At 72.8% G+C, this 22,749-nt stretch carries 17 protein-coding genes; 15 read left to right on the forward strand and 2 right to left on the reverse strand.

Features of this window, described 5'->3' with window-relative positions; translation table 11 throughout:
* The first annotated feature begins 90 nt into the window (after nucleotides 1–90).
* The 7 genes from ABZ721_RS09450 to ABZ721_RS09480 all read left to right on the forward strand — a co-directional run bounded on the left by ABZ721_RS09450 (nucleotide 91) and on the right by ABZ721_RS09480 (nucleotide 10,848).
* Nucleotides 91–1,554: a hypothetical protein gene (locus tag ABZ721_RS09450; RefSeq protein ID WP_358788027.1), complete on the forward strand. Its 1,464-nt coding sequence runs from the start codon at nucleotides 91–93 to the stop codon at nucleotides 1,552–1,554.
* A gap of 162 nt (nucleotides 1,555–1,716) precedes the next feature.
* Complete coding sequence (locus tag ABZ721_RS09455) at nucleotides 1,717–2,496, forward strand: TIGR03936 family radical SAM-associated protein (RefSeq protein WP_358788028.1); 780 nt, start codon at nucleotides 1,717–1,719, stop codon at nucleotides 2,494–2,496.
* Nucleotides 2,497–2,718: 222 nt separating this feature from the next.
* Nucleotides 2,719–6,741, forward strand: a complete 4,023-nt coding sequence (locus ABZ721_RS09460) for an Rne/Rng family ribonuclease (RefSeq protein WP_358788029.1) — start codon at nucleotides 2,719–2,721, stop codon at nucleotides 6,739–6,741.
* A 261-nt stretch (nucleotides 6,742–7,002) separates the two neighbouring features.
* Nucleotides 7,003–7,323, forward strand: coding sequence for a 50S ribosomal protein L21 (rplU, locus tag ABZ721_RS09465; RefSeq protein WP_269276019.1), 321 nt, complete (start codon nucleotides 7,003–7,005; stop codon nucleotides 7,321–7,323).
* A 14-nt stretch (nucleotides 7,324–7,337) separates the two neighbouring features.
* Nucleotides 7,338–7,595 (forward strand): 50S ribosomal protein L27, encoded by a 258-nt coding sequence (gene rpmA / locus ABZ721_RS09470; RefSeq protein ID WP_138359421.1) that lies wholly within the window; start codon nucleotides 7,338–7,340, stop codon nucleotides 7,593–7,595.
* A 136-nt stretch (nucleotides 7,596–7,731) separates the two neighbouring features.
* Complete coding sequence (obgE, locus tag ABZ721_RS09475) at nucleotides 7,732–9,162, forward strand: GTPase ObgE (RefSeq protein WP_358788030.1); 1,431 nt, start codon at nucleotides 7,732–7,734, stop codon at nucleotides 9,160–9,162.
* A 99-nt stretch (nucleotides 9,163–9,261) separates the two neighbouring features.
* Complete coding sequence (locus ABZ721_RS09480) at nucleotides 9,262–10,848, forward strand: glycosyltransferase family 2 protein (protein WP_358788031.1); 1,587 nt, start codon at nucleotides 9,262–9,264, stop codon at nucleotides 10,846–10,848.
* 75 nt (nucleotides 10,849–10,923) lie between these two features.
* On the opposite strand, the gene ABZ721_RS09485 is transcribed toward ABZ721_RS09480, so the two are convergent.
* Nucleotides 10,924–14,493: a CDP-glycerol glycerophosphotransferase family protein gene (locus ABZ721_RS09485; RefSeq protein WP_358788032.1), complete on the reverse strand. Its 3,570-nt coding sequence runs from the start codon at nucleotides 14,491–14,493 to the stop codon at nucleotides 10,924–10,926.
* A 124-nt stretch (nucleotides 14,494–14,617) separates the two neighbouring features.
* On the opposite strand from ABZ721_RS09485, the gene galE reads away from it, so the two are divergent.
* From galE to ABZ721_RS09515, 6 genes are all read left to right on the forward strand, one after another.
* The gene (gene galE, locus ABZ721_RS09490; RefSeq protein ID WP_358788033.1) at nucleotides 14,618–15,598 is read left to right on the forward strand and encodes a UDP-glucose 4-epimerase GalE; all 981 of its coding nucleotides are present in this window, start codon (nucleotides 14,618–14,620) and stop codon (nucleotides 15,596–15,598) included.
* A gap of 156 nt (nucleotides 15,599–15,754) precedes the next feature.
* Complete coding sequence (gene proB / locus ABZ721_RS09495) at nucleotides 15,755–16,864, forward strand: glutamate 5-kinase (RefSeq protein WP_358788178.1); 1,110 nt, start codon at nucleotides 15,755–15,757, stop codon at nucleotides 16,862–16,864.
* Between the two features lie 156 nt (nucleotides 16,865–17,020).
* Entirely contained in the window at nucleotides 17,021–17,473 is a 453-nt protein-coding gene (locus ABZ721_RS09500; RefSeq protein WP_358788034.1) for a hypothetical protein, read from the forward strand.
* A 115-nt stretch (nucleotides 17,474–17,588) separates the two neighbouring features.
* Nucleotides 17,589–18,896 carry a glutamate-5-semialdehyde dehydrogenase gene (locus ABZ721_RS09505; RefSeq protein ID WP_358788035.1) on the forward strand — a complete coding sequence of 436 codons (1,308 nt, stop codon included), beginning with the start codon at nucleotides 17,589–17,591 and terminating at the stop codon, nucleotides 18,894–18,896.
* A gap of 143 nt (nucleotides 18,897–19,039) precedes the next feature.
* Nucleotides 19,040–19,474, forward strand: coding sequence for a hypothetical protein (locus ABZ721_RS09510; RefSeq protein WP_358788036.1), 435 nt, complete (start codon nucleotides 19,040–19,042; stop codon nucleotides 19,472–19,474).
* 66 nt (nucleotides 19,475–19,540) lie between these two features.
* The gene (locus tag ABZ721_RS09515; protein WP_358788037.1) at nucleotides 19,541–20,644 is read left to right on the forward strand and encodes a hypothetical protein; all 1,104 of its coding nucleotides are present in this window, start codon (nucleotides 19,541–19,543) and stop codon (nucleotides 20,642–20,644) included.
* A 46-nt stretch (nucleotides 20,645–20,690) separates the two neighbouring features.
* Here the strand turns inward: ABZ721_RS09515 and ABZ721_RS09520 are convergent, their stop codons facing one another.
* Entirely contained in the window at nucleotides 20,691–21,839 is a 1,149-nt protein-coding gene (locus ABZ721_RS09520; RefSeq protein ID WP_358788038.1) for a M48 family metallopeptidase, read from the reverse strand.
* A gap of 142 nt (nucleotides 21,840–21,981) precedes the next feature.
* Between ABZ721_RS09520 and ABZ721_RS09525 the strand changes: the two genes are divergently transcribed.
* A complete protein-coding gene (locus tag ABZ721_RS09525; RefSeq protein WP_187144878.1) occupies nucleotides 21,982–22,134 on the forward strand; it encodes a hypothetical protein in 153 nt (50 codons plus the stop codon).
* A gap of 8 nt (nucleotides 22,135–22,142) precedes the next feature.
* Nucleotides 22,143–22,745, forward strand: a complete 603-nt coding sequence (gene nadD, locus ABZ721_RS09530) for a nicotinate-nucleotide adenylyltransferase (RefSeq protein WP_358788039.1) — start codon at nucleotides 22,143–22,145, stop codon at nucleotides 22,743–22,745.
* Nucleotides 22,746–22,749: the final 4 nt, after the last annotated feature.

A 22,749-nucleotide genomic window follows, 5' to 3' on the forward strand; every position in this document is an offset into this window, starting at 1 on the left:
GATGGTCACGGGTCTTCGCCTCCTCTCGGCGTCTCGTAGGGCTTGTGTGCTTACTTCTGGGCCCCCGCCCGGGTCACGTACCGTGCGCGCATGAGCGTGACGGGGGAACGGGACACCAACCAGGGCTGCTTGACGGTCGCCATCCGGATGCCGGTGCGGATCTTCGCACTCGTCGTGGTCCTCCCGGTGCGGATGGCGTGGGACGCCCTCGCCGCACTGGGGCGCGGACTGGGCGCGGGCCTCGGCTGGCTGTGGCGGCGCCTGGTCGTCGAACCGCTCGGAGCCGTCGCGCGCGGCACCGGCCGCGCGCTCCGCCGGCTGGTGCGCGTGCTGGTCGTCGCCCCGCTGGTGTGGCTCTGGACGGCGGTGATCGCCCCGGCCGGCCGGGGTGCCGCCACCGCGGTCCACTGGCTGCTGCGCGCCCTGATCGTCGTGCCGCTCTCCGCCCTGTACCGCTACGTCCTGACGCCGGTCGGGCGCGGCGTGACGTGGTCGCTGCGCGCCCTCGGATCGGGCGCGGTCGCGCTGGTCAGGGGGCTCGGCAACGGGGCCGGCCGGCTCCTGGCGTACCTCGTCGTCCTGCCGCTGCGGCTGCTCCACACCCATGTCCTGGCCCCCGCCGCCCGCGCCCTGGCCGCGGCCCTCAAGGCCACCGGCCACGGCACCGGCGCCGCCGCCCGCTGGCTGGTGCGCGTCCTCCTCGTCGCCCCGCTGGTGCTCCTGTACCGGTACGTCCTGACGCCGCTGGGCCGGGCCGCCGCCTGGTCGGCGCGGGCGCTGGGCACGGGCGTCGGATGGCTGGTGCGGTACCTGCTGGTGGTGCCGGTGGTGGCCCTCTACCGGTACGTGCTGACGCCGTTCGGGCACGCCGCCGCCTGGACGGCACGGTCGTCGCTCGTCGCCGTGCGGTGGCTCGCGCGGTACCTGCTGGTGGTGCCCGTCGTCGCGTTCTACCGGTACGTGCTGACGCCGCTCGGGCGGGCCGCCGTCTGGTCCGTGAAGGCGCTGTACCGGTACGTGCTGACGCCGCTGGGCCGGGCCGCCGTCTGGTCGGCGCGGGCGCTGGGCACGGCCGCCGGCTGGCTGGTGCGGTACCTGCTGGTGGTGCCGGTGGTGGCCCTCTGCCGGTACGTGCTGGCGCCCGTGGGACGGGAGATCGCCGCCGCCCTCGGCCACGCCTGGCGGGTCGCGGGGTACATATCGCGGGCGGTGGGGCGCGGGCTGAAGTGGCTGGGGCGGACGCTGATCGCCGATCCCGCGCGCTGGGTCTGGCACACCGTCGTCGTACCGGCCGCCGACGCGGCGCGCGCGGTCGGCCGCTGGACGCGGCGCGAGATCCTCGCGCCCGTCGGACGGATCGCCGGCGACGCCCGCCGTACGGTCCAGGACGCGCTGCACACCGTGCGGGTGACCGTGCGCGAGGCCAGGGCGGACGCCCGCCGGATGCTGTTCGGGGCGCCGAAGGCCGCCGCGCGGCTTCCGGAGCAGCAGCCGGCCCCTGCCCCCGCCCCGGCCCCGGACCTCGTCAAGCGCACCCCCACGCGGCACCGCTGAGCCGGGCCGCGCACGCGCTCCGGCCAGGCCGTCATGACCTGAGTGCGACGCGGCGTAACCTTGGGTATGACAAACGGGCCCTCACAAGGCCCCCGCAGACGTACGAGGGACTGAACGACACTGGGCAAGCGACAGCCCGAAGGCCCACCGCCCGCACCGACGGTGCAGCGCATCCGCCTGCGCTACACCAAGCGCGGCCGCCTCCGGTTCACCAGTCACCGCGACTTCCAGCGCGCCTTCGAGCGGGCCCTGCGCCGCGCAGAGGTGCCCATGGCGTACTCGGCGGGCTTCACCCCGCACCCCAAGGTCTCCTACGCGAACGCCGCGCCCACCGGCGTCGGCAGCGAGGCGGAGTACCTGGAGATCGGCCTCACCGAGGTCCGCGACCCCGAGAAGCTGCGACTGCTGCTCGACGAGTCGCTGCCCGCCGGGCTCGACATCACCGACGCGGTGGAGGCCCGTACCTCCGGCCTCGCCGAGCGGCTGCAGGCCTCCGTCTGGCAGCTGCGGCTCGACGGCGTCGAGCCGGCCGAGGCGGAGCGCGCGGTCGCGCTCTTCCTGGCCGCCGAGACCGTCGAGGTCGAACGGAAGACCAAGAACGGCATGCGTGCTTTCGACGCGCGCGACGCCGTGACCCGGCTCGAAGTCATGCCCGCCGACGCGCTCGAACAGGGTGCCGATAGGCCCGCGCCTGTCGCCTGTGCGATACTGCGGCTAGTTGTTCGGCACTTGACACCTGCCGTGCGACCCGACGACGTCCTGTCCGGCCTCCGTGTGACGGCCGACCTCGCGCCGCCGGTCCCGGCAGCGGTGACCAGGCTGGCGCAGGGGCCGCTCCACGAAGAGTCCGGGACGGTCACCGACCCGCTCGCGCCAGATCGCGACGCCGCGGCGGTACCGAGTGGGGACTCCCCGCCGAAGGCTGGGGAAGCTTCCGCGTAGGAACGAAGTCGACGTGTTGCCGACGCGCCAGGGAGCCACCCGGGCCCGGCGACGCTGACCTCATAAGACTTTCGTCGGCCCGCCACAGGCGTGCGGACGAGCGAGACAACAGCTCCCGTGCGGCGCCCGCGCCCCCGGACAGCGGCACCGCGACCGACGTCGCGGCCCGCCGCCACCGGAACAGAGCGCGGCGCCCGGGAGCATGACGGGAGCACTGCCCGAATGCTCGATCACAACGAGCCCAGCGAGGCGCCGGAGAACGGCGCCGCATCCAGCGAAGAAGCGACGGCCCCCCGCCGTCGCCGCCGCGCGGTGTCCCGCCCGGCGGGCCCGCCCGCCGCGCCGGCCATACCGGCCGCTTCCGCCGACGAGGCCGCCCCGGCCGAGAGCCCGGCGCCCGCCGACACCACCGCCCCTGACGACTCCGCCGCGCCGCCGCGCGCCCGCCGCCGTGCCACCCGCAAGGTGACGGCCCCGGCCGGCGCTCCCGAGGCTGCCGAGACCCCTGTGGCCGCGGCCCCCGAAGCGCCTGCCGCGGCCCCCGCCGAGGCCGCCGAGGCCCCTGCCGCCCCTGACAACGCAGCCGCGCCGCCGCGCGCCCGTCGCCGTGCCACCCGCAAGGTCACCGCGCCGTCCGAGGCCCCCGTGGCCGCTGCCGAGGCTCCGGCGCCCGTCGAAGCGGCGGCCGAGCCGGCCGTCGACCCCGCCGCGCCGCCGCGTGCCCGCCGCCGTGCGACCCGCAAGGTCGCCGCGCCCGCACAGGCCCCCCAGTTCATCGAGGAGACGCCCGCTCCGGCGCCCGTCGAGGCCCCGGCGCCCGTCGCCGCCGCCCCCGTCGAGGCCGAGGCCCCGGCCCGTGGCCGCCGCTCCTCCCGCAAGCGCGCCACCCCCTCCGCTCCGTCGGCCTCCTCGGCCGGTGGCGACGGCGCCCGCCGGCTGAAGCCGGGCGCGCTGGCGCCGAAGGACGACGTCCTCGCGCAGCCCGTCCAGCCCCTCGTCGCCGACGAGGAAGAGGAGGAGTTCGAGGCGCCCGTGGCGCCGCGTGCAGCCCGCCGGGCGACCCGCAAGGGCACCGCCGAGGCCGCCCCGCAGCCCGCCCCCGTCGAGGAGGCCGTGGCCGAGGCACCCGAGGTGGAGGCCCCGGCCCGCAGCCGCCGCACCCGCAAGCGCGCCGTCGCCGCCGAGCAGGCCGTCGAGGCCTCGCGCCCCGTCGAGTCCGCCATCGAGCCCGCAGAGCCCGTCCAGGCCCCCGCGCCGGTGGCCGCCGAGCCCGAGGAGGCCCCGGCCGAGCCGGCGCCGACCCGTGGCCGCCGCCGCGCGGTGCGCCCGCCGACGATGGTCTTCCAGCCGCCGGTCTTCCAGGCCGCCGAGCCCGTCACCGCGCCCGTCGAGGCCGAGCCGCTCCAGGAGGAGCCGCCGGCCCCGGCCGTCCGCTCCCGTGACGAGGACGACGAGCAGGAGGGCGGTTCGCGCCGCCGCCGTCGTCGCCGCGGCGCCCCGGCCGAGGACGTCGAGGTGGAAGCCGCGCCCGCCCCGGCAGAGGAGGAGCCCGCCGACGCGGTCTCCGACGAGAACGTGACCGACGAGGACGACGACGAGTCGGACGACCGCCCGTCGCGCCGCCGCCGCCGGGGTGGCCGCCGCCGCCGTCGCGGCGAGTCCGCCGACGGCGACGAGCAGTCCGCCGAGGACGAGGAGCACGAGGACGACGCCGAGGACGAGTCCGAGGCATCGGACGGCGGCTCGGACGACGACGACCACGGCTCCACCAGCAGCCGTCGCCGGCGGCGCCGCCGGCGCCGCAGCGGCGACTCGGGCGGCGACGACAACACGGTCGCCGACGACCCGGAGCGCACCGTCGTCAAGGTCCGCGAGCCGCGCGCCAAGGCCGAGCCGAGCCTGGGCACCGGCTTCGACGAGGTGACGTCCATCAAGGGCTCCACCCGCATGGAGGCGAAGAAGCAGCGCCGCCGTGAGGGCCGCGAGCAGGGCCGCCGCCGCGTCCCGATCATCACCGAGGCCGAGTTCCTGGCCCGCCGCGAGGCCGTCGAGCGCGTCATGGTCGTGCGGCAGAGCGGTGAGCGCACCCAGATCGGCGTGCTGGAGGACGACGTCCTCGTCGAGCACTACGTGAACAAGGAGCAGGCCACCTCGTACGTCGGCAACGTCTACCTGGGCAAGGTCCAGAACGTGCTGCCGTCGATGGAGGCCGCCTTCGTCGACATCGGCAAGGGCCGCAACGCGGTGCTGTACGCCGGTGAGGTCAACTTCGAGGCGCTCGGCATGGCCAACGGCCCGCGCCGGATCGAGAGCGCCCTCAAGTCCGGCCAGTCGGTCCTGGTGCAGGTCACCAAGGACCCGATCGGCCACAAGGGCGCCCGCCTCACCAGCCAGGTCTCGCTGCCCGGCCGCTACCTGGTCTACGTGCCCGAGGGCTCGATGACCGGCATCAGCCGCAAGCTGCCCGACACCGAGCGCGCCCGGCTCAAGACCATCCTCAAGAAGATCGTCCCCGAGGACGCGGGCGTCATCGTGCGCACCGCCGCCGAGGGCGCGAGCGAGGACGAACTGCGCCGCGACGTCGAGCGCCTGCAGGGCCAGTGGGACGACATCCAGAAGCGCGCCAAGGGCGGCAACGCCCCGACGCTGCTCTACGGCGAGCCGGACATGACGGTCCGCGTCGTCCGCGACATCTTCAACGAGGACTTCACCAAGGTCATCGTCAGCGGCGACGAGGCGTGGAGCACCATCCACGAGTACGTCCACTCGGTCGCCCCGGACCTGACGGACCGGCTCACCCGCTGGACCTCCGAGGTCGACGTCTTCGCGACGTACCGGATCGACGAGCAGCTGCTGAAGGCGCTGGACCGCAAGGTCTGGCTGCCGTCCGGCGGTTCGCTGGTGATCGACAAGACCGAGGCGATGATCGTCGTCGACGTCAACACCGGGAAGTTCACCGGTCAGGGCGGCAACCTCGAGGAGACCGTCACCAGGAACAACCTGGAGGCGGCCGAGGAGATCGTGCGCCAGCTGCGGCTGCGCGACCTGGGCGGCATCGTCGTCATCGACTTCATCGACATGGTCCTGGAGTCCAACCGCGACCTCGTCATGCGCCGCCTGCTGGAGTGCCTGGGCCGGGACCGGACCAAGCACCAGGTCGCCGAGGTCACCTCGCTCGGTCTGGTGCAGATGACCCGCAAGCGGGTCGGCCAGGGCCTGCTGGAGTCGTTCTCCGAGGTCTGCGTGCACTGCAACGGGCGCGGCGTCATCGTCCACATGGACCAGGCCACGACCACCGGTGGCGGCGGCAAGCGCAAGCGCCGCGGCAAGGGCGGGAACGGTTCGGGCGACGAGCACGAGCACACGCACGACATCGAGAACGAGAACGACGAGAGCGAGAACGACGAGTACGAGGCGCACGAGGACGCGGACGAGTACCCGGAGCTGGAGCCCGTCGCGGTGACCGAGGCCGAACTGGTGCCGACGGTCGCGACCGACGACGAGTGGTTCAGCAGCGCCGCCGAGGCCGAGGCCGCGGCGACCCGCGGCCGTGGCCGCCGCCGGGCGAGCCGCAAGGCCACCGCCCCGGCGGGCGCGCCCTACGGTGACCGGCAGGCGCCGGCCGCCGAGGTGATCGAGTTCGCGATCGAGCCGGCCGCCGAGGTCCCGGCACCGGTCGTCGAGCCCGAGCCCGTGCCGGAGCCCGTCGCGGTCGCCGAGGCGGCGCCCGTGGCCGAGCCGGCCGTCGAGGCGCAGGCCCCGGGCCGTACGCGCCGCCGTGCCACCCGCAAGGTGAGCGCCCCGGCGGGTTCCCCGGCCTCCTCCGAGGCCGGGTCCGTCACGGTGGTCGAGACGGCCCCCGTCGTCGCGCCGGAGCCGGAGCCGGTCGTGGAGGCCGTGGAGGCGGCGCAGCCCGCCCCCTCCGCCGCGCCGCCGCGGGCCCGCCGCCGGGCGACCCGTGAGGTGACCGCTCCGGCCGCCGAGGGCGCCGCTGTGGTGGTTGTCACGGAGCCGGCCGCCGAGGCCGTCACCGAGCCCGCCGAGGCCGTCCAGGAGGCCGCTGAGGCCGCCGAGGCGGTCGTGGAGCCCAAGAAGCGGGCGCCGCGCAAGGCGGCCGCGAAGAAGGCGCCGGCGGCGAAGAAGGCCGTGGCGAAGAAGACGGCGGCCAAGAAGACCACCGCGAAGAAGGCCCCGGCCAAGAAGGCGGCGACCAAGAAGGCCGCCGGCGCGGCCGACGCCGAGTAGTCCGACTGCCGGTGCGACAGGCCGCCTTGACGCGGTGAGGGGCGGGTCCGGAAGGTTCGGGCCCGCCCCTCCGCACTACCACGAAAGGGCGCCCGGCCACCCGGTTTGACCCTGCGCCACGGGCCCCGTAGCCTTGGCCTTCGGCGTTTTTGCGCCCGCTCCTGAGCAAATCCCTCCCGGTCCGCCGGGAGAGGCCCCCCAATGTTCGACAGGGATGGCTGGCTTCAGGAGTACCCGATCTAGCTTGAGAGTGAGTTCCGCGTGTACGCAATCGTGCGCAGCGGCGGCCGCCAGCACAAGGTGGCCGTTGGCGATGTCGTCGAGGTTGACAAGATTTCCACCGGCAAGGTGGGCGACGCGGTCGAGCTCTCGACGCTCCTCGTCGTCGATGGCGACTCCGTGACCAGCGACCCGTGGGTCCTGGCCGGGATCAAGGTCGCGGCTGAGATCGTGGACCACCACAAGGGTGTCAAGATCGACATCCTGCGGTACAAGAACAAGACCGGTTACCGCCGTCGTCAGGGTCACCGTCAGCAGTACACGGCGATCAAGATCACCGGTATCCCCACGGCTGCGAAGTAAGGGACTGAGAAGACATGGCACACAAGAAGGGTGCATCGTCCACTCGTAACGGACGTGACTCCAACGCTCAGTTTCTCGGCGTGAAGCGTTTCGGCGGCCAGGTCGTCAACGCCGGCGAGATCATCGTCCGCCAGCGTGGCACGCACTTCCACCCCGGCTCGAACATGGGCCGCGGCAAGGACGACACGCTGTTCGCCCTCGCCGCCGGTGTGGTCGAGTTCGGCACCGCGCGTGGCCGCAGGGTAGTGAACATCGTTCCGGCCGCCGTCTAAGCACGGCTCCGCAACGAACACAGCACACCACTGAGGGCGGATTCCCCTTCCCCGACGCGCACCGCGCGCGGGAAGAGGGTCCGCCCTCGGTGCGTTAGTACTGAGACAATCCCGTATTTATCTGGAGGCAATCCGTATGACCACCTTCGTGGACCGCGTCGAGCTGCATGTCGCCGCGGGTAACGGAGGCCACGGCTGCGCCTCCGTTCACCGGGAGAAGTTCAAGCCGCTCGGCGGTCCGGACGGCGGCAACGGCGGCCGTGGCGGCGACGTGATCCTGGTCGTGGACCAGGACGTCACGACCCTCCTCGACTACCACCACACGCCGCACCGCAAGGCCACCAACGGCAAGGGCGGCGCGGGCGGCAACCGCACCGGCTCCGAGGGCCAGGACCTGGTCCTGCCGGTGCCGGACGGCACCGTCGTGCTGGACCGGGACGGCAACGTGCTCGCCGACCTCGTCGGCCAGGGCACCACCTTCGTGGCGGGCCAGGGCGGCCGCGGCGGCCTCGGCAACGCGGCGCTGGCCTCGGCCCGCCGCAAGGCCCCCGGCTTCGCGCTGCTCGGCGAGCCCGGCAAGGCCCGGGACATCGTCCTGGAGCTGAAGACCGTCGCCGACGTGGCGCTGGTCGGCTACCCGAGCGCGGGCAAGTCCTCGCTCATCTCGGTGCTCTCGGCCGCCAAGCCGAAGATCGCCGACTACCCCTTCACCACCCTGGTCCCGAACCTGGGCGTGGTCACCGCGGGCGAGGTCGTCTACACGATCGCCGACGTCCCCGGCCTGATCCCCGGCGCCAGCCAGGGCCGCGGCCTGGGCCTGGAGTTCCTGCGGCACGTCGAGCGCTGCTCGGTGCTGGTGCACATCCTGGACACTGCCACCCTGGAGTCCGACCGCGACCCGGTCACCGACCTGGACGTCATCGAGGCCGAGCTGGCCGAGTACGGCGGCCTGGGCGACCGGCCGCGCATCGTCGTGCTGAACAAGATCGACGTGCCGGACGGCAAGGACCTCGCCGACATCATCCGCCCCGAGCTGGAGTCCCGCGGCTACCAGGTCTACGAGGTCTCGGCCGTCTCCCGGCTGGGCCTGCGCGAGCTGTCCTTCGCCCTGGCGAAGATCGTCGCCGAGACCCGCGCCGCCAAGCCCGCGCAGGAGTCGACCCGGGTCGTCATCCGCCCGGTCGCGGTGGACGACGCCGGCTTCACCGTCACCGAGGAGGACGGCTCCTACCGCGTGCGCGGCGAGAAGCCCGAGCGCTGGGTGCGGCAGACGGACTTCTCCAACGACGAGGCCGTCGGCTACCTCGCGGACCGGCTCTCGCGCCTCGGTGTCGAGGAGCGGCTGGTGAAGGCCGGCGCCCAGGCGGGCGACGAGATCATCATCGGCGAGGAGGAGAACGCGGTCGTCTTCGACTGGGAGCCCACCATGGCCGCCGGTGCCGAGATGCTGGGCCGCCGCGGCGAGGACCACCGCTTCGACCCGCCGCGTCCGGCCGTCAACCGCCGCCGCGACAAGAGCGACAAGGACGACGCGCAGCAGGAGTTCGACGACTTCGAAGCCTTCTGAGCGGCTGCCCTGCGAGCAGTACTTCCGAACGGCCCCCTCGGAGCGCGCACCAGCGCTCCGAGGGGGCCGTTCGGCCGTGCCGGATGAGATGATCTCCTGATGGTCAGCGACTTGGGGTCGGGTATGGGACACGTCAGCATCGTGGTGATCGCCTACAACGACGCCTCCCGCATCGTGGACGCCGTGGAGTCCGCGCTCGCGCAGGGGCCGGACGTCGGCGAGGTGATCGTCGTCGACGACTGCTCGACGGACGGCACGGTCGACGCGCTCGCACCGCTCGCCGCGGACCCGCGGCTGCGGATCATCGCCCGGGAGACGAACAGCGGCGGCTGCGGGACACCGCGCAACGACGGCACGGCCGCCGCCACCCTCCCGTACGTGATGTTCCTGGACAGCGACGACGTCCTGCCGCCGGGGGCGATCGGCGCGCTGCTGCCGATCGCCGAGGAGCGGCGGGCCGACGTGGTCGCCGGGCAGTGCCTGCGCGTGGAGCTGCCGGGCGGCGCGCGGACCGTCTGGGCCCCGCAGCTCTACGACCGCTCGGCGGGCGCCGACCTGCCCGGCACCGTGATCGAGGGCATCGAGGACCGGCCGCGCGTGCTGTGGGACACCCTCTCGGTGAACAAGCTCTACCGCCGGGCGTTCCTGGAGAAGCACGACATCACGTTCCCCGACGGCGCCTTCCACTACGAGGACTTCGTCTTCACCGCGCGGGTGTACGCCGCCGACCCGCGGCTGGCCTACACCGACGAGCCCGTCTACCTCTGGCACGTGCGCCGGCAGGCCGCGAAGCTGTCGATCTCGCTGAGCCGCGGCGCCGTCCGGAACTGGCAGTCCCGGGTGACCGCCCACCGCGGCGTCGTCGAAGTGCTGCGCTCCGCCGGGCGCGAGGAGCTGGCGCTGCACGCGCAGGCCAAGTTCTGCGACTACGACCTGCCCCTGTACCTGCGGGAACTGCCGCAGCGCGACCCGGAGTACGTGGCCGAGTGGTGGCGGATCACCCGCGAGTACCTGACCGGGTTCGACCCGGAGGGGATCGCCTGCGCGAGCGTCGTCTCCCGCTGGATCGCCGACGCGATCCTGGCCGCGCCCGAGCCGTCGGACACCGGCCGGCTGGTGGAGCTGACCGCCCGCCCGCCCCGGCTGATCCCGCCGTACGACCCCGCCGCGCCCCCCGCGGGCCTGGGGCTGCTGACCACCGCCGAGCTGCCGGTGGCCGTCGACGGGCGGGTCAGGGCGGGCGGCAGCACCCGGCTGAGCCTGCGGGTGCACGAGCTGTACGGGCGGCTCGCGGAGCTCGGCCCGCGCACCGTCCGCGTGGAGCTGGAGGAGCGCACCGGCGGCCGCCCCGCGGTCGCCGTGGAGGCGCCGCTGGTCGCGGACGGCGACGGCTGGACCGCCGAGGTGCGGCTCGCGACCGGCGCGCTGGCCTGCCCCGGGCAGCTCGGCGTGTGGAACGTCCGGGCCGAGATCCGGTACGCCGACGGCGCCGCGACCCCGGTGGAGGTGCGCGCCGCCGGCACCCAGGCGGCCCGGCGCGGCATCGTGGTGCGCCCCACCGGCCGGGTGCTGCTGGTGCAGACGCACGTCACCGGCGGCCGGGCGCTGGTCCTGCGGGTCGCCGACGGGCTGCAGGGCGCCCGCCGGGTCGCCGAGGCCCGGGTGCGCCGGCTGCTCGGCCGCTGACGCCCCCGCCGGATTCACCCGAAAGGGCGGCCACCCCCGAGGGGGTGGCCGCCCTTTCGCGGCTGTGGCGGGAGGTCAGTCCTCCTTGGACAGCTCCTTCATCCGGTCGATGACCCGGCCCGCGGCATGGCCGTCGTCCAGGTCGCAGAAGACGTCCTGGAACTTCTGGTAGGCGTCCTTGTACCGGTCCGTCACCGCGTCCAGGTCCTTGAGCGACGCGATCAGCTCGTCCGACGTCGAGATCAGCGGCCCGGGGGCCTCCTTCTCGAAGTCGAAGTAGAAGCCGCGCAGCTGGTCGCGGTAGTGCGCCAGGTCGTAGGTGAAGAACAGCATCGGGCGGCCGGTGTTCGCGTAGTCGAACATCAGCGACGAGTAGTCCGTGATCAGGACGTCGGCGGCCAGGAACAGCTCGCCGATCTCCGGGTACTCCGAGACGTCCCAGACGAAGCCCTCGCCCGCGCCCGGCACCGTGTCCACCACGTTCGGGTGGCGGCGGACCAGGAGCACGAAGTCGTCCCCGAGCTCCTGCTTGGCCTTCACCAGGTCGACCTGGAGGTCGAGCTTGTAGCGGCCGGGGCCGTAGTACTGGTCGTCGCGCCACGTCGGGGCGTAGAGCACGACCTTCTTGCCGGCGGGGAGCCCGATCCGCTCCCGCACCCGCTGGGCGATCTCCTCGCGCTCCGGCGCGTAGAGCATGTCGTTGCGCGGGTAGCCCGCCTCCAGCAGCTCACCGTCGAACGCGAAGGCGCGCTTGAGGATCGGCGTGCTGAAACGGTTGGGGGAGACGATGAAGCTCCAGCTCTTCGACTCCTTCGCCACGTTCTCCAGGTAGCGCCCGTTGGTGAACTGGACGTCCTCGATGTCGTGGCCGATCTTCTTCAACGGCGTGCCGTGCCAGGCCTGGACGACGACCTGGCCCGGACGCCGCTTCAGCCAGTACGGCAGGTGCGCGTTGGTGACGATGTACCGGCTGCGGGCCAGCGCCTCGAACCACTCGCGGCCCCACATGCGGACGGCCTTGGCGCCCGGCGGCAGCTCCACCTGCTCGTCGCGGACGACCCACAGGTGCTCCAGGTCGTCACCGCGCCGCACCAGCTCCTCGAACACCGCGCGCGGCGAGTCGGAGAACTGCTTGCCGGTGTAGCTGTCGTACAGCACCGACTCGCGCAGCGGCTGGTTGCGGGCCTCGGGGTAGAACTGCGTCCGCAGCTGGCGCTGCCGGTACGGGCCCTGCTCGTCGGTCCGCAGCGACGCGGTGACCTCCAGGGCCAGCCGGTCGTAGGAGTGCGCGGCCGCGACGTACTTGCGGCCGGCGACCATGGTCTCGGCGGGCAGCTCGTCGATCAGCGCGGGGCTGATCACCACCGGGGTGCGCTCGCTGCCCTGCACCGAGTTCTGGAACACCAGGTTCCAGCGGCCGGGGCGCAGCGGCAGGGTGCCGGCCATGCCCGGAACGGCGTGCACGGTGAGCGTGGCGGAGAACCGGTTGTCCGCCACCGTCACGGGGAAGACCTTCTCCTCGTGGTGCGCCCGGTGCATCAGCACCAGGTTGGCCGGGTCGGTGGCGCTGGTCGGGCACTCGCCCTCGACCAGCAGCGAGCCGTCCGACTGCCAGGTCAGACGGTCCACGACGGGCCGCACGATCCGGTCGCTCAGCAGCAGGTAGCCCGGCGCGTTGCGGTGCAGGGCCAGCTCGCGGGGGAGCCCGGAGGCGGAGGGCGCCAGCGGGTAGCGGCCCGGCGCCAGATCGTCGTCGGCGATCAGCTGGCGCGACTTGGGCTCACCGGGGACCACGATCTCGGTGCGCCAGGTCTCGCTGTCCGGCGCCTTGACCGAGGTCAGCGCGGCCTCCGTCATACGGCCGTCGACGATGTCCGCCAGCGGGACGCGGACGGTGAAGACCGTCTGCCCCTTGGCGCCGGTGCCGGTGGTCCGCAGCGGGTACTCGTGCGAGCTGGGGGTCTTGAGGTGCTGCATGCGCAGCAGGCTGCCCTCGGGGAGCTTGCCGGCCGCGGTCCCGCGGATCTCGATGAACCCGTCGGTCAGCTCGTGCCCGGTGACGCGGGCGCGGACCTTCTCCACCCGCAGCCGCAGCCGGCCGCCGATGAACAGCGGGACGATGCGGGTCTCGGCGTCGACGTAGTGCACCGGCGGGTGCGTGCCGGAGCCGAAGGCACCGGGGTTCAGGGCGCCCTTGCGCAGCAGGCCGCGGCTGAGGTTGCCGATCGCGAAGCGCCACGTGGACTCGTTCCACTGGCCGCGCTGCTTGAGCTTCTGCGCGTTGACCGACAGCTCGAAGCCGGACCAGTCGTACGAGTAGCGGTTCTGGCCCGAGGTCGACGTGGCCTCGGGGCGGAAGACCGTGCGCGCCGGAATGACCAGCGTGCGCTTGGACTTGCTGTTGCGCAGCGCGATGACCTTGAGCGACATGCGCCGCTTGTGCACGTTGAGGTTGCTGACGTACGAGAAGCCCTCGATCTTCAGCTCGTCGCCCTGCCAGGTGATCGAGGAGACCTTGGTGCGCAGCGCCAGTTCCTGCTTGAGGCGGTACACGTGCTTCGGCACGCCCACGGTGCGGTTGCCGAAGAACGGGAACTTGCCGTAGCGGCGGAAGCGCCGGACGACCGGCAGCGACGCCCCGGTCTCCTTCTTCTCGTACGACAGGACCTCGAGCAGCTCGTCCAGCTTGCCGTGCCGGATCAGGTGCCACTTCAGCCGCATGAGGGCCGGCAGCGCGTCCAGCGCGTGCGGGTCCACCCGGCTCAGGAAGTCCGAGGCGACCTTCATGAACAGCTCGCGGAACTCCTGGTCGGCGTCCGGCAGCACGTTGATGAAGATGCGGATGTCGCTGGCGAGCGCCGTCTCGTCGTACCAGCGCTTGTACTTGCGGTACTCCTTGCCCGGCTGCGCGGCCAGGAACCGGCTGACGGAGTCGACCGCCGCCACCCGGTCGCGGACCGACTTGAGCTCGGTGCGGCGCTGGGTGATGGACGGCGCCGCGCCGCCCTCGCGCTGGCGCCAGTAGTACGTGGGCTCGCCGAGGATGTCGACGCTGCGGGCCCGGAAGTGCGCCGGGACCGTCAGCGGGGTGTCCTCGTAGAGCACCCCTTCGGGGAATTCCATCTTGTACTGGTCCCAGAAGGTGCGGCGGAACACCTTGTTGGGGGCGAGCCGGTCGGCGATGAGCTCCGGGTCGCGCGTGATGTGCGTCTTCAGCCGGGTCGTCGCCGTGGCCTTGCGGTGCATGGCCGACTGGGCGGTGCCCTTCGAGTCCAGCGTGAACACGTTGCCCGACGCGAAGTCCGACCCCGTCTCGTCCAGCGTCGACAGGAAGTGCTCGTACGCGTAGTCCGGGATGATGTCGTCGCTGTCGACGAATGTGAGGTACTCCACCCCCGGAGTGCAGTTGCGCACGCCGGTGTTGCGGGCGTGGCCGAGGCCGCCGTTGGGCTGTTCGATGAGGCGGAACCGCGGGTCGCGGGCGGCGAAGGCGGTGGCGATCGCGCCACTTCCGTCCGTCGAACCGTCGTTGACCATGATGACTTCGAGCTCACGGAGCGTCTGACCGGCGAGAGATTCGAGGCACTCCTCGAGAAACGTCTCGACGTTGTAAATCGGCACTACCACCGAGAGCCGAGGGACCATGGGTCAGAACAACCTTTCCGTGGCGGGAAACAACGAACCGAGGTCCTGCTCCGAGGGGAGCGCAGCCTGCTGAGGGTTCACTCCGAGTTTATCGCATGGCTACTCACCGACTTAGACTGACCGGATGACCTGGATGATCACCGGCGGTGCCGGATATATCGGATCGCATGTCGTCAAGGCGCTCGTCGAGAGCGGTGAACAGGTGGTCGTCCTCGACGATCTCAGCACCGGTGACCCCGCGCGGCTGCCCGCCTCGGTGGCCCTGGAGCGGGGCTCCGTGCTGGACCGGGCGGTGCTGGACGACGTCCTGAGCCGCCACGCGGTCACCGGGGTCGTGCACATCGCGGCGAAGAAGCAGGTCGGGGAGTCCGTCGAGCGCCCGCTGCACTACTACCGCGAGAACGTCGTCGGTCTGCAGACGGTCCTGGAGGCCGCCGCCGACGCCGGGGTGAGCCGCTTCCTCTTCTCCTCCTCCGCCGCGGTCTACGGCATGCCGGACGTCGACCTGGTCACCGAGCGGACGCCCTGCGACCCGATGAGCCCGTACGGCGAGACCAAGCTCACGGGCGAGTGGATGGTCGCCGCGGTGGGCCGGGCGCACGGCATGGCCACCGCCTCGCTCCGCTACTTCAACGTGGCGGGCGCCGCCACCGCCGAACTCGGCGACCCGGGGATCTTCAACCTGGTGCCGATGGTCTTCGAGCGGCTGGACCAGGGCCGGTCCCCGCTGATCTTCGGCGACGACTACCCGACCCCGGACGGCACCTGCGTGCGTGACTACATTCACATCGAGGACGTCGCCTCCGCGCACGTCGCCGCGGCCCGGCGGCTGACCGCCGACCCCTCGGCGTCCCTCAAGCTCAACATCGGCACCGGCGAGGGCGTGTCGGTGGCGGAGATGATCGACCTCATCCGCGAGGTCTCGGGCCGCACCGACCTGGAGGCCGAGATCGTCCCGCGCCGCGCCGGCGACCCGGCCAGGGTCGTCGCCTCGGCCGAGCTGATCAGCAAGGAACTGGGCTGGTCCGCGCGGTACGACGTCCGCCAGATGGTCACCTCGGCCTGGGCCGGCTGGCGGCTGCGGCACCCCGCGCCGCAGGCCTGATCCCACCGCCGCCCGCGGGCCGGCGGTGCGGTGTCCAGGGTGCGGTACGCCCGGTCGCGCGATGCCCCGATCACGTAGATTGCACGGGATCGGGGCAGGTGGACCGACAGGAACAGGCGAGCACAGGGGACGTACGTGGCAGCGGCGCGGCAGGACGTGGTGGAGGCCCGCAGGGTCGTGGTCAAGGTCGGGTCGTCCTCGCTGACGACGGCCTCCGGCGGGCTGGACGCCGACCGCGTCGACGCGCTGGTGGACGTGCTGGCCGCGGTCCGGGGCGACGGGGCGCGGGAGATCGTGCTGGTCTCCTCCGGCGCCATCGCCGCGGGCCTCGCCCCGCTCGGCCTCGACCGGCGCCCGCGCGACCTGGCCCGCCAGCAGGCCGCCGCCAGCGTCGGCCAGGGCCTGCTGGTGGCGCGGTACACCGCGTCGTTCGCCCGCTACGGCGTCCGCGTCGGGCAGGTGCTGCTGACCTCGGACGACATCAGCCGCCGCGCCCACTACCGCAACGCCTACCGCACGCTGGACCAGCTGCTCGTCATGGGCGCGGTGCCGGTCGTCAACGAGAACGACACCGTGGCCACCGACGAGATCCGCTTCGGCGACAACGACCGGCTGGCGTCGCTCGTCGCCCACCTGGTCCGCGCCGACCTGCTGGTGCTGCTGTCCGACGTGGACGGGCTCTACGACGGCGACCCGCGCACCCCGGGCACGACCCGCATCGAGGAGGTGGCGGGCCCCGCCGACCTCGAAGGCGTCACGATCGGCAGCGCGGGCAAGGCCGGGGTCGGCACCGGCGGCATGGTCACCAAGGTCGAGGCGGCCCGGATCGCGGCCGCCGCCGGCATCCCCGTCGTCCTCACCTCCGCCAGCCACGCCGCCGACGCCCTCGCCGGACGGACCACCGGCACGCTGTTCCACCGCACCGGCAAGCGGTCCGCGGACCGGCTGCTGTGGCTCGCCCACGCCTCCACCCCGCGCGGCGCGCTGCGCCTGGACCCGGGGGCGGTCAAGGCCGTCACGGAGCGCCGCATGTCGCTGCTGCCGGCCGGACTGACGGGGGTCGAGGGGCAGTTCACGGCCGGCGACCCGGTCGACCTGCTCGACGAGTCCGGCACGGCCGTCGCCCGGGGGCTCGTCAACTTCGACGCCAGGGAACTGCCGCGGCTGCTCGGCCGCTCGACGCACGACCTGGCGCGCGAACTCGGACCCGCGTACGAGCGCGAGGTCGTGCACCGCGACGACCTCGTCGTGCTGCACCGGCACTGAGCCGAGGGCCGGTTCGGCGAACCCAGTCGGGGACTTCTTGTCGAAAACGCCCCCGCGCCAGCCCGCACCCTGGTCAACTTTGAAGCGGAGGAGTCGCCAATACCGCCGCGGGGACGGGCGGCGCTCGCAAAGCAGAACGCCACAGGGAGGCCGCCGGTGAGACGAGGGCGCCCAGGTTCGCTCCCCCGGGGGACGACCGAACGGGCACTGGTCAGCGTCGACAGCGGAGTGGATGCCAGTGCGGACCATCAGCCGGAAGCGCGTACCAGCTCCCGGCTCTGGCACGTCACACTCAGCGTCTCCGGGCCCGAGGCCCCGCTGCCGGAGGTCAGACGTGCGCTGGAACAGCTCGCGCACGACCATCCGTTCCTGCTGACCAGCAGATATGCCGAGGACCATGCCGAGATCAGGTACTGGGAGGAGGCCCGTGACCTCCATGACGCCGCGGCCATCGCGCTGCGGCTGTGGGGAGAGCACCGCTCGACGGCCAAACTGCCGCCGTGGGAGACGGTCGGCCTCGAAGTGATCGACCGCGAGACCTACCACCAGCGCATCTCCGAGGGGTACGGTCCGGCGCCGGCCGTTCCGGTGGGGGTCCATCCGTTCTAGGCGGCGCTCCCGGCCCTGCCCGGTCCCGCCCCGGTCGGGCGGGACCGCGCCGGGCGGTGTCTCAACGGCCGGAATCGCGTCCCGCCGGCCGGGGCGGTCGCCGTAGGCTGCCGGTATGAGCAGCAGCCACGACGCCCCCTCCCTGCCGTCCCCCCTGCCCGAGTCCGCCGTGCTGCGGGCCGCCTACCGGGCCAAAGCCGCCGCCGCCGACCTGGCGCCGCTGCCGCGCTCGGCGAAGGACGACGCGCTGCTCGCCATCGCCGACGCGCTGGTGGTGCGCACCAAGGAGATCGTCGAGGCGAACGCGCTGGACGTGGCGCGGGCGCGGGCGGCCGGCAGCAGCGACACGGTCGTGGACCGGCTGACGCTGACCCGCGAGCGGGTCGCGGCCATCGCCGCCGACGTGCGCGACGTGGCGGGCCTGCCGGACCCGGTCGGCGAGGTCGTGCGCGGCTCGACGCTGCCCAACGGGCTCGACCTGCGCCAGGTGCGGGTGCCGCTCGGCGTGGTCGGCATCATCTACGAGGCCCGGCCGAACGTGACCGTGGACGCGGCGGCGCTCTGCCTGAAGTCCGGGAACGCGGTGCTGCTGCGCGGCTCGTCCTCCGCCTACGCCTCCAACGAGGCGCTGGTGAAGGTCCTGCGGGACGCCGTCGGCGGCGCCGGGCTGCCGGCCGACGCGGTCCAGCTGGTCCCGGGCGAGAGCCGGGAGTCCGTCACGGAGCTGATGCGGGCCCGCGGCATGGTCGACGTCCTCATCCCGCGTGGCGGAGCCGCGCTGATCAGGACCGTCGTCGAGCAGTCGACGGTGCCGGTCATCGAGACCGGTACCGGGAACTGCCACGTCTACGTGGACGCGCAGGCCGACCTCCCGATGGCGGTGGAGGTGCTCATCAACTCCAAGGCGCAGCGTCCCAGCGTCTGCAACTCCGCCGAGACCCTGCTGGTGCACCAGGACATCGCGGAGGCGTTCCTGCCGCTGGCCCTGGCGGCGCTGGCCGAGGCCGGGGTGACCGTGCACGGCGACGAGCGGGTGGTGTCGCTCGCGGAGCGGACCGGCTCCAAGGCCACCGTGGTCCCGGCGACCGTGGAGGACTGGGAGACGGAGTACCTGAGCTACGACATCGCGGCGGGTGTCGTCGACTCGCTGGACGCGGCCGTCCACCACATCCGGCTCTGGTCGTCCGGCCACACCGAGGCGATCGTCACCACCTCGCAGCCGGCGGCCCGCCGCTTCACCCAGCTGGTGGACGCGGCCGCGGTCGTCGTCAACGCCTCGACGCGGTTCACCGACGGCGGTGAGTTCGGTTTCGGCGCGGAGATCGGCATCTCCACCCAGAAGCTGCACGCGCGCGGCCCGATGGGCCTGCCGGAGCTGACGTCGACCAAGTACATCGTGACCGGCGACGGTCACGTCCGGTAGCGCGGCGGTCCGCCCGCCCGGCCGGTATCCACAGGCCGGTCGATATCCACAGGGCCAAGTGGGCGGGGCCAACTGGGCGGGCGGGGCAGCGTATTTCATCCGCTCCCTGCCCAAAGCGTCGCCGCCGGGACTACGCTGGTCGGATGCCGGATGATGACGAGTTCGCATCCCTGGTCTTCGACGACGACTTCGTGCGCGCCGCGCCCGTGCACGAGCCCACCGCGCGCCAGCGCATGCTCGCCGCCGCGCGGGCCCGTGCCGAGGCCGAGACCATGTCGGGTGCCGGCGCCGTGCCGGCCGAACCCGTCCGGTACGACACCGACGCGTCGGACGAGCTGTATCTGCAGCATGTCCGGATGGCCGAGGGCCGCCCGTACCGCGGCGGCAGCGTCCGCTGGCACCGCTCGCTGGCCTGGCTGCTGGCCGTGCTGATGGGCGTGGGCGTGGTGGCGCTGACGTTCGCGGCCGTGTACCGGGGGGCCGGGGGCGGCCGCCAGCCGGCCGTGCCGGCGCCGCCGTCGAGCGGCCGGGTCGGCAGCCAGACGCTCCCTCCGGTGGCCGCCACCCCGCTTCCCTGAGCGGCCATCAGAAGTTGTCGGGTATCGCGGCGTTTATATGTGCCTGCGGAGACTTAACCTTGTGGTATGGCCGGTCCTGGAGACCCTCCTGAGGGCGCCCCTGAGGGAGTCCCGGGAGGTGGTGAGGACGAGTACCGATCCGTCGTCTTCGACGAATCGTTCGTCCGTGCTGCCCGGATCCAGGAGTACTCGGCCCGCGAGCGCCTGGAGGGCACCTCGCGGGCGGTGCGGGTCCGGCACATGTGGCCGGTCGCCGGCGCTCCGCGCCAGGTCCTGGTCCTCGTCGTGCTCATCGCCGTCGCCTTCGGCACCGCGATCTACCTGGGCATACGTCACCCGTACAGCAGTTCGGCGCCGACGGCCGTGGAGCCGCTGCGGAGCACCCTGATACGCCTGGTGCCCCCGGGCCCGGTACCGGCCGTGAACGCGACGGCACCGTACGCGAACGACCCAGCCGCGCGCTACCGGGCGGGCGCGGGCGGGGTTCCGCTGCCGACCGCGCGCCGCGTCGGGGACTTCACCGAGGGCCAGGTCATGCAGGCGCTCGGCATCACGCAGGAGTACCTGGTCGCCTCGGGGCTCGACCCGGAAGCGTTGACGGGCGGCGGGGTGCGCGCGGTCCGGGACCTGGTCGACCCGGGCCAGGTCGACCAGTTCGACCGCAGCCTGAGCGCCCCGGCCGACGACGGGCTGCACGCGGCGACCGGCTGGCTGGTGCGGCTGGACCCGGCCGTGGTGCGGCTGGCCGACCAGAACGTACGGGTGGCCGGGACGGTCACGGTCGCCCAGGTGTCCGACGACCGGCTGGAGGTCGTCGCCGACCACACCTTCGTGTACGCCGTGCAGAGCGCCGCCGGGACCGGGCCGGCGCCCGGCGCCACCTCGCTGTTCACCGTGCGGCGCGAGATGCGGTTCCGGTTCGACCGGGACGACCTGCGGGACCACCACATGGAGCTCGTGGAGGCGGATATCGCCGCCGGGCCGCTGTCCTGCGCCGCCGGGGACGCCGACTACTTCCGGCCGCTGCTCGCCGGCCAGGCGCCGCAGGGGCCGACCGCCGCCGACCCGCACGACCGCGAGCGGCCGGCCGGCGCGGTCTGCGCGGCGCTGAAGAACGGCGCCGCCGGTTCCCCGGCGACGCCCTCCACCCCGTCCTCGGCGGCTCCCTAGACCTTCGGGGCTCGCTGGGCCTGAGGGACCCGGCGGCCGTCCGGCGTCACTCCGCGCGCGGGCCGTTCCCCGGGCGGTCCTGACCGTCCTCGGGCCCGTCCCGCTCCGTGTCGGCCGGCCGCTCCTGGGTGCTGGTCTGGGTGCCGCCCGGACCGGTGAACTTGTTGCGGAGCTTGCCGCCGATGTCGCCCGCGCCCGTCGAGATGTCGCGTATCAGGCCCATCAGCGGGTCCTTGCTGGTCTTGACGTTCTCCGCGTAGTGGTTCGCCGACTCCTTGAAGGAGTCGTAGACCGAGGTGTCCTTGTCCTCGGTCCGGCGCGGGTAGTGCCCGTCCATCAGCCGCTGGTAGTCGCGGCTGGCGGCCCACTTCTTCAGCTCGGCGGCGCGCACCGTGGTGAAGGGGTGGCTGCGCGGCAGCACGTTCATGATCTTCAGGACGGAGTCGCGCAGGTCGCCCGCGGCCTCGTACTCGTCGGCCTGCTCCAGGAACGCGTCCACGTTCATCTCGTGCAGGTGGTTGCCGCCGGCGATCTTCATCAGCCCGCGCATCGACGCCTGCAGGTCCTGCCCGACCAGCAGCCCCGCCCGGTCGGCCGACAGCTCGGACTTGCGGAACCACTCGCGCAGCGCCGTGACGATCGCCAGGATCGCCAGGTTGCCCAGCGGGATCCACGACACCCGCACGGCCAGGTTGGTCAGGAAGAGCAGGATGGTGCGGTAGACCGCGTGGCCGGAGAGCGCGTGGCCCACCTCGTGGCCGACGACCGCCCGCATCTCCTCCTCGTCGAGCAGCTCGACCAGGCCGGTGGTGACCACGATGATCGGGGCGTCCATGCCGATGCACATCGCGTTCGGCTGCGGGTCCTGCGTGACGTACATCGACGGGACCTTCTCCAGGTCCAGGATGTAGCAGGCGTCGAGCAGCATGGCGTGCAGGTGCGCGAACTGCTGGTCGCTCACCCGGACGGAGTCCGAGAGGAAGAGCAGTCTCAGCGACCGTTCGGGGAGCAGACCGCTGAGCGCCTTGAAGGCGGTGTCGAACCCGGTCAGCTTGCGGAGCGCGACCAGCGCGGACCGGTCGGCGGGGTGCTCGTACGCCCGGGAGGAGATTCCGGGGAAGCGCTTTCGCGTGCGGCTGGGCACCTTCTCGGCACCGCCACTGGACTCCGTGGAGTCGCTCGGATCGTTCGGCACGGACATAGTGACCCAACCCCCAGATAGCCAACCGGTACATACTCTGGACGCGCGGAGCCTGCGCTAAGTTCCACTGGGCCCGCCCGTACGATGTGCGTGAGTCTTCCCGTCCGCCCCCGAAACCGCAAAGGTCCTGCCGACCATGACGTCATACGCAGCCGCCGCACTGACCACCCTTGCCGAGGAGTCGGGCGGGGGGAACCACGAGAGCCTCAGCCCGTATCTCACGGGCGGTGGCGCGCTGTTCGCGCTGCTGCTCCTGCTGTGGATCACGACCCGCTTCAACCGGGACTAGTCTCCGCGATGCCTGAGAGCGTGAGGAAGCGGATCGGCGTGATGGGCGGGACGTTCGATCCCGTCCACCACGGTCACCTGGTCGCCGCAAGCGAGGTGGCGAGCCTGTTCCAGCTCGACGAGGTCGTGTTCGTGCCGACCGGGCGGCCGTGGCAGAAGGCCGACAAGCCGGTCTCGCCCCCCGAGGACCGCTACCTGATGACGGTGATCGCCACCGCCTCCAACCCGCAGTTCTCGGTGAGCCGCATCGACATCGACCGCGGCGGCCGGACGTACACCATCGACACCCTGCGGGACCTGCGCGACGAGCACCGCGACGCCGACCTGTTCTTCATCACCGGGGCGGACGCGCTCAACCAGATCCTGTCCTGGCGGAACGCCGAAGAGCTCTTCTCCCTGGCGCACTTCATCGGGGTGACACGTCCCGGGCATACCCTGGCGGACCCGGGCTTCCCGGAGGGCGGGGTCTCGCTGGTCGAGATCCCCGCGCTGGCGATCTCGTCCACGGACTGCCGCCAGAGAGTCGCCAAGGGCGACCCGGTCTGGTACTTGGTACCGGACGGGGTGGTCCGCTACATCGACAAACGCAAGCTCTACCGGGACGACGGGTAGCGGA

The organism is Streptomyces sp. NPDC006733 (genome assembly GCF_040636125.1).
Taxonomy (GTDB): domain Bacteria; phylum Actinomycetota; class Actinomycetes; order Streptomycetales; family Streptomycetaceae; genus Actinacidiphila.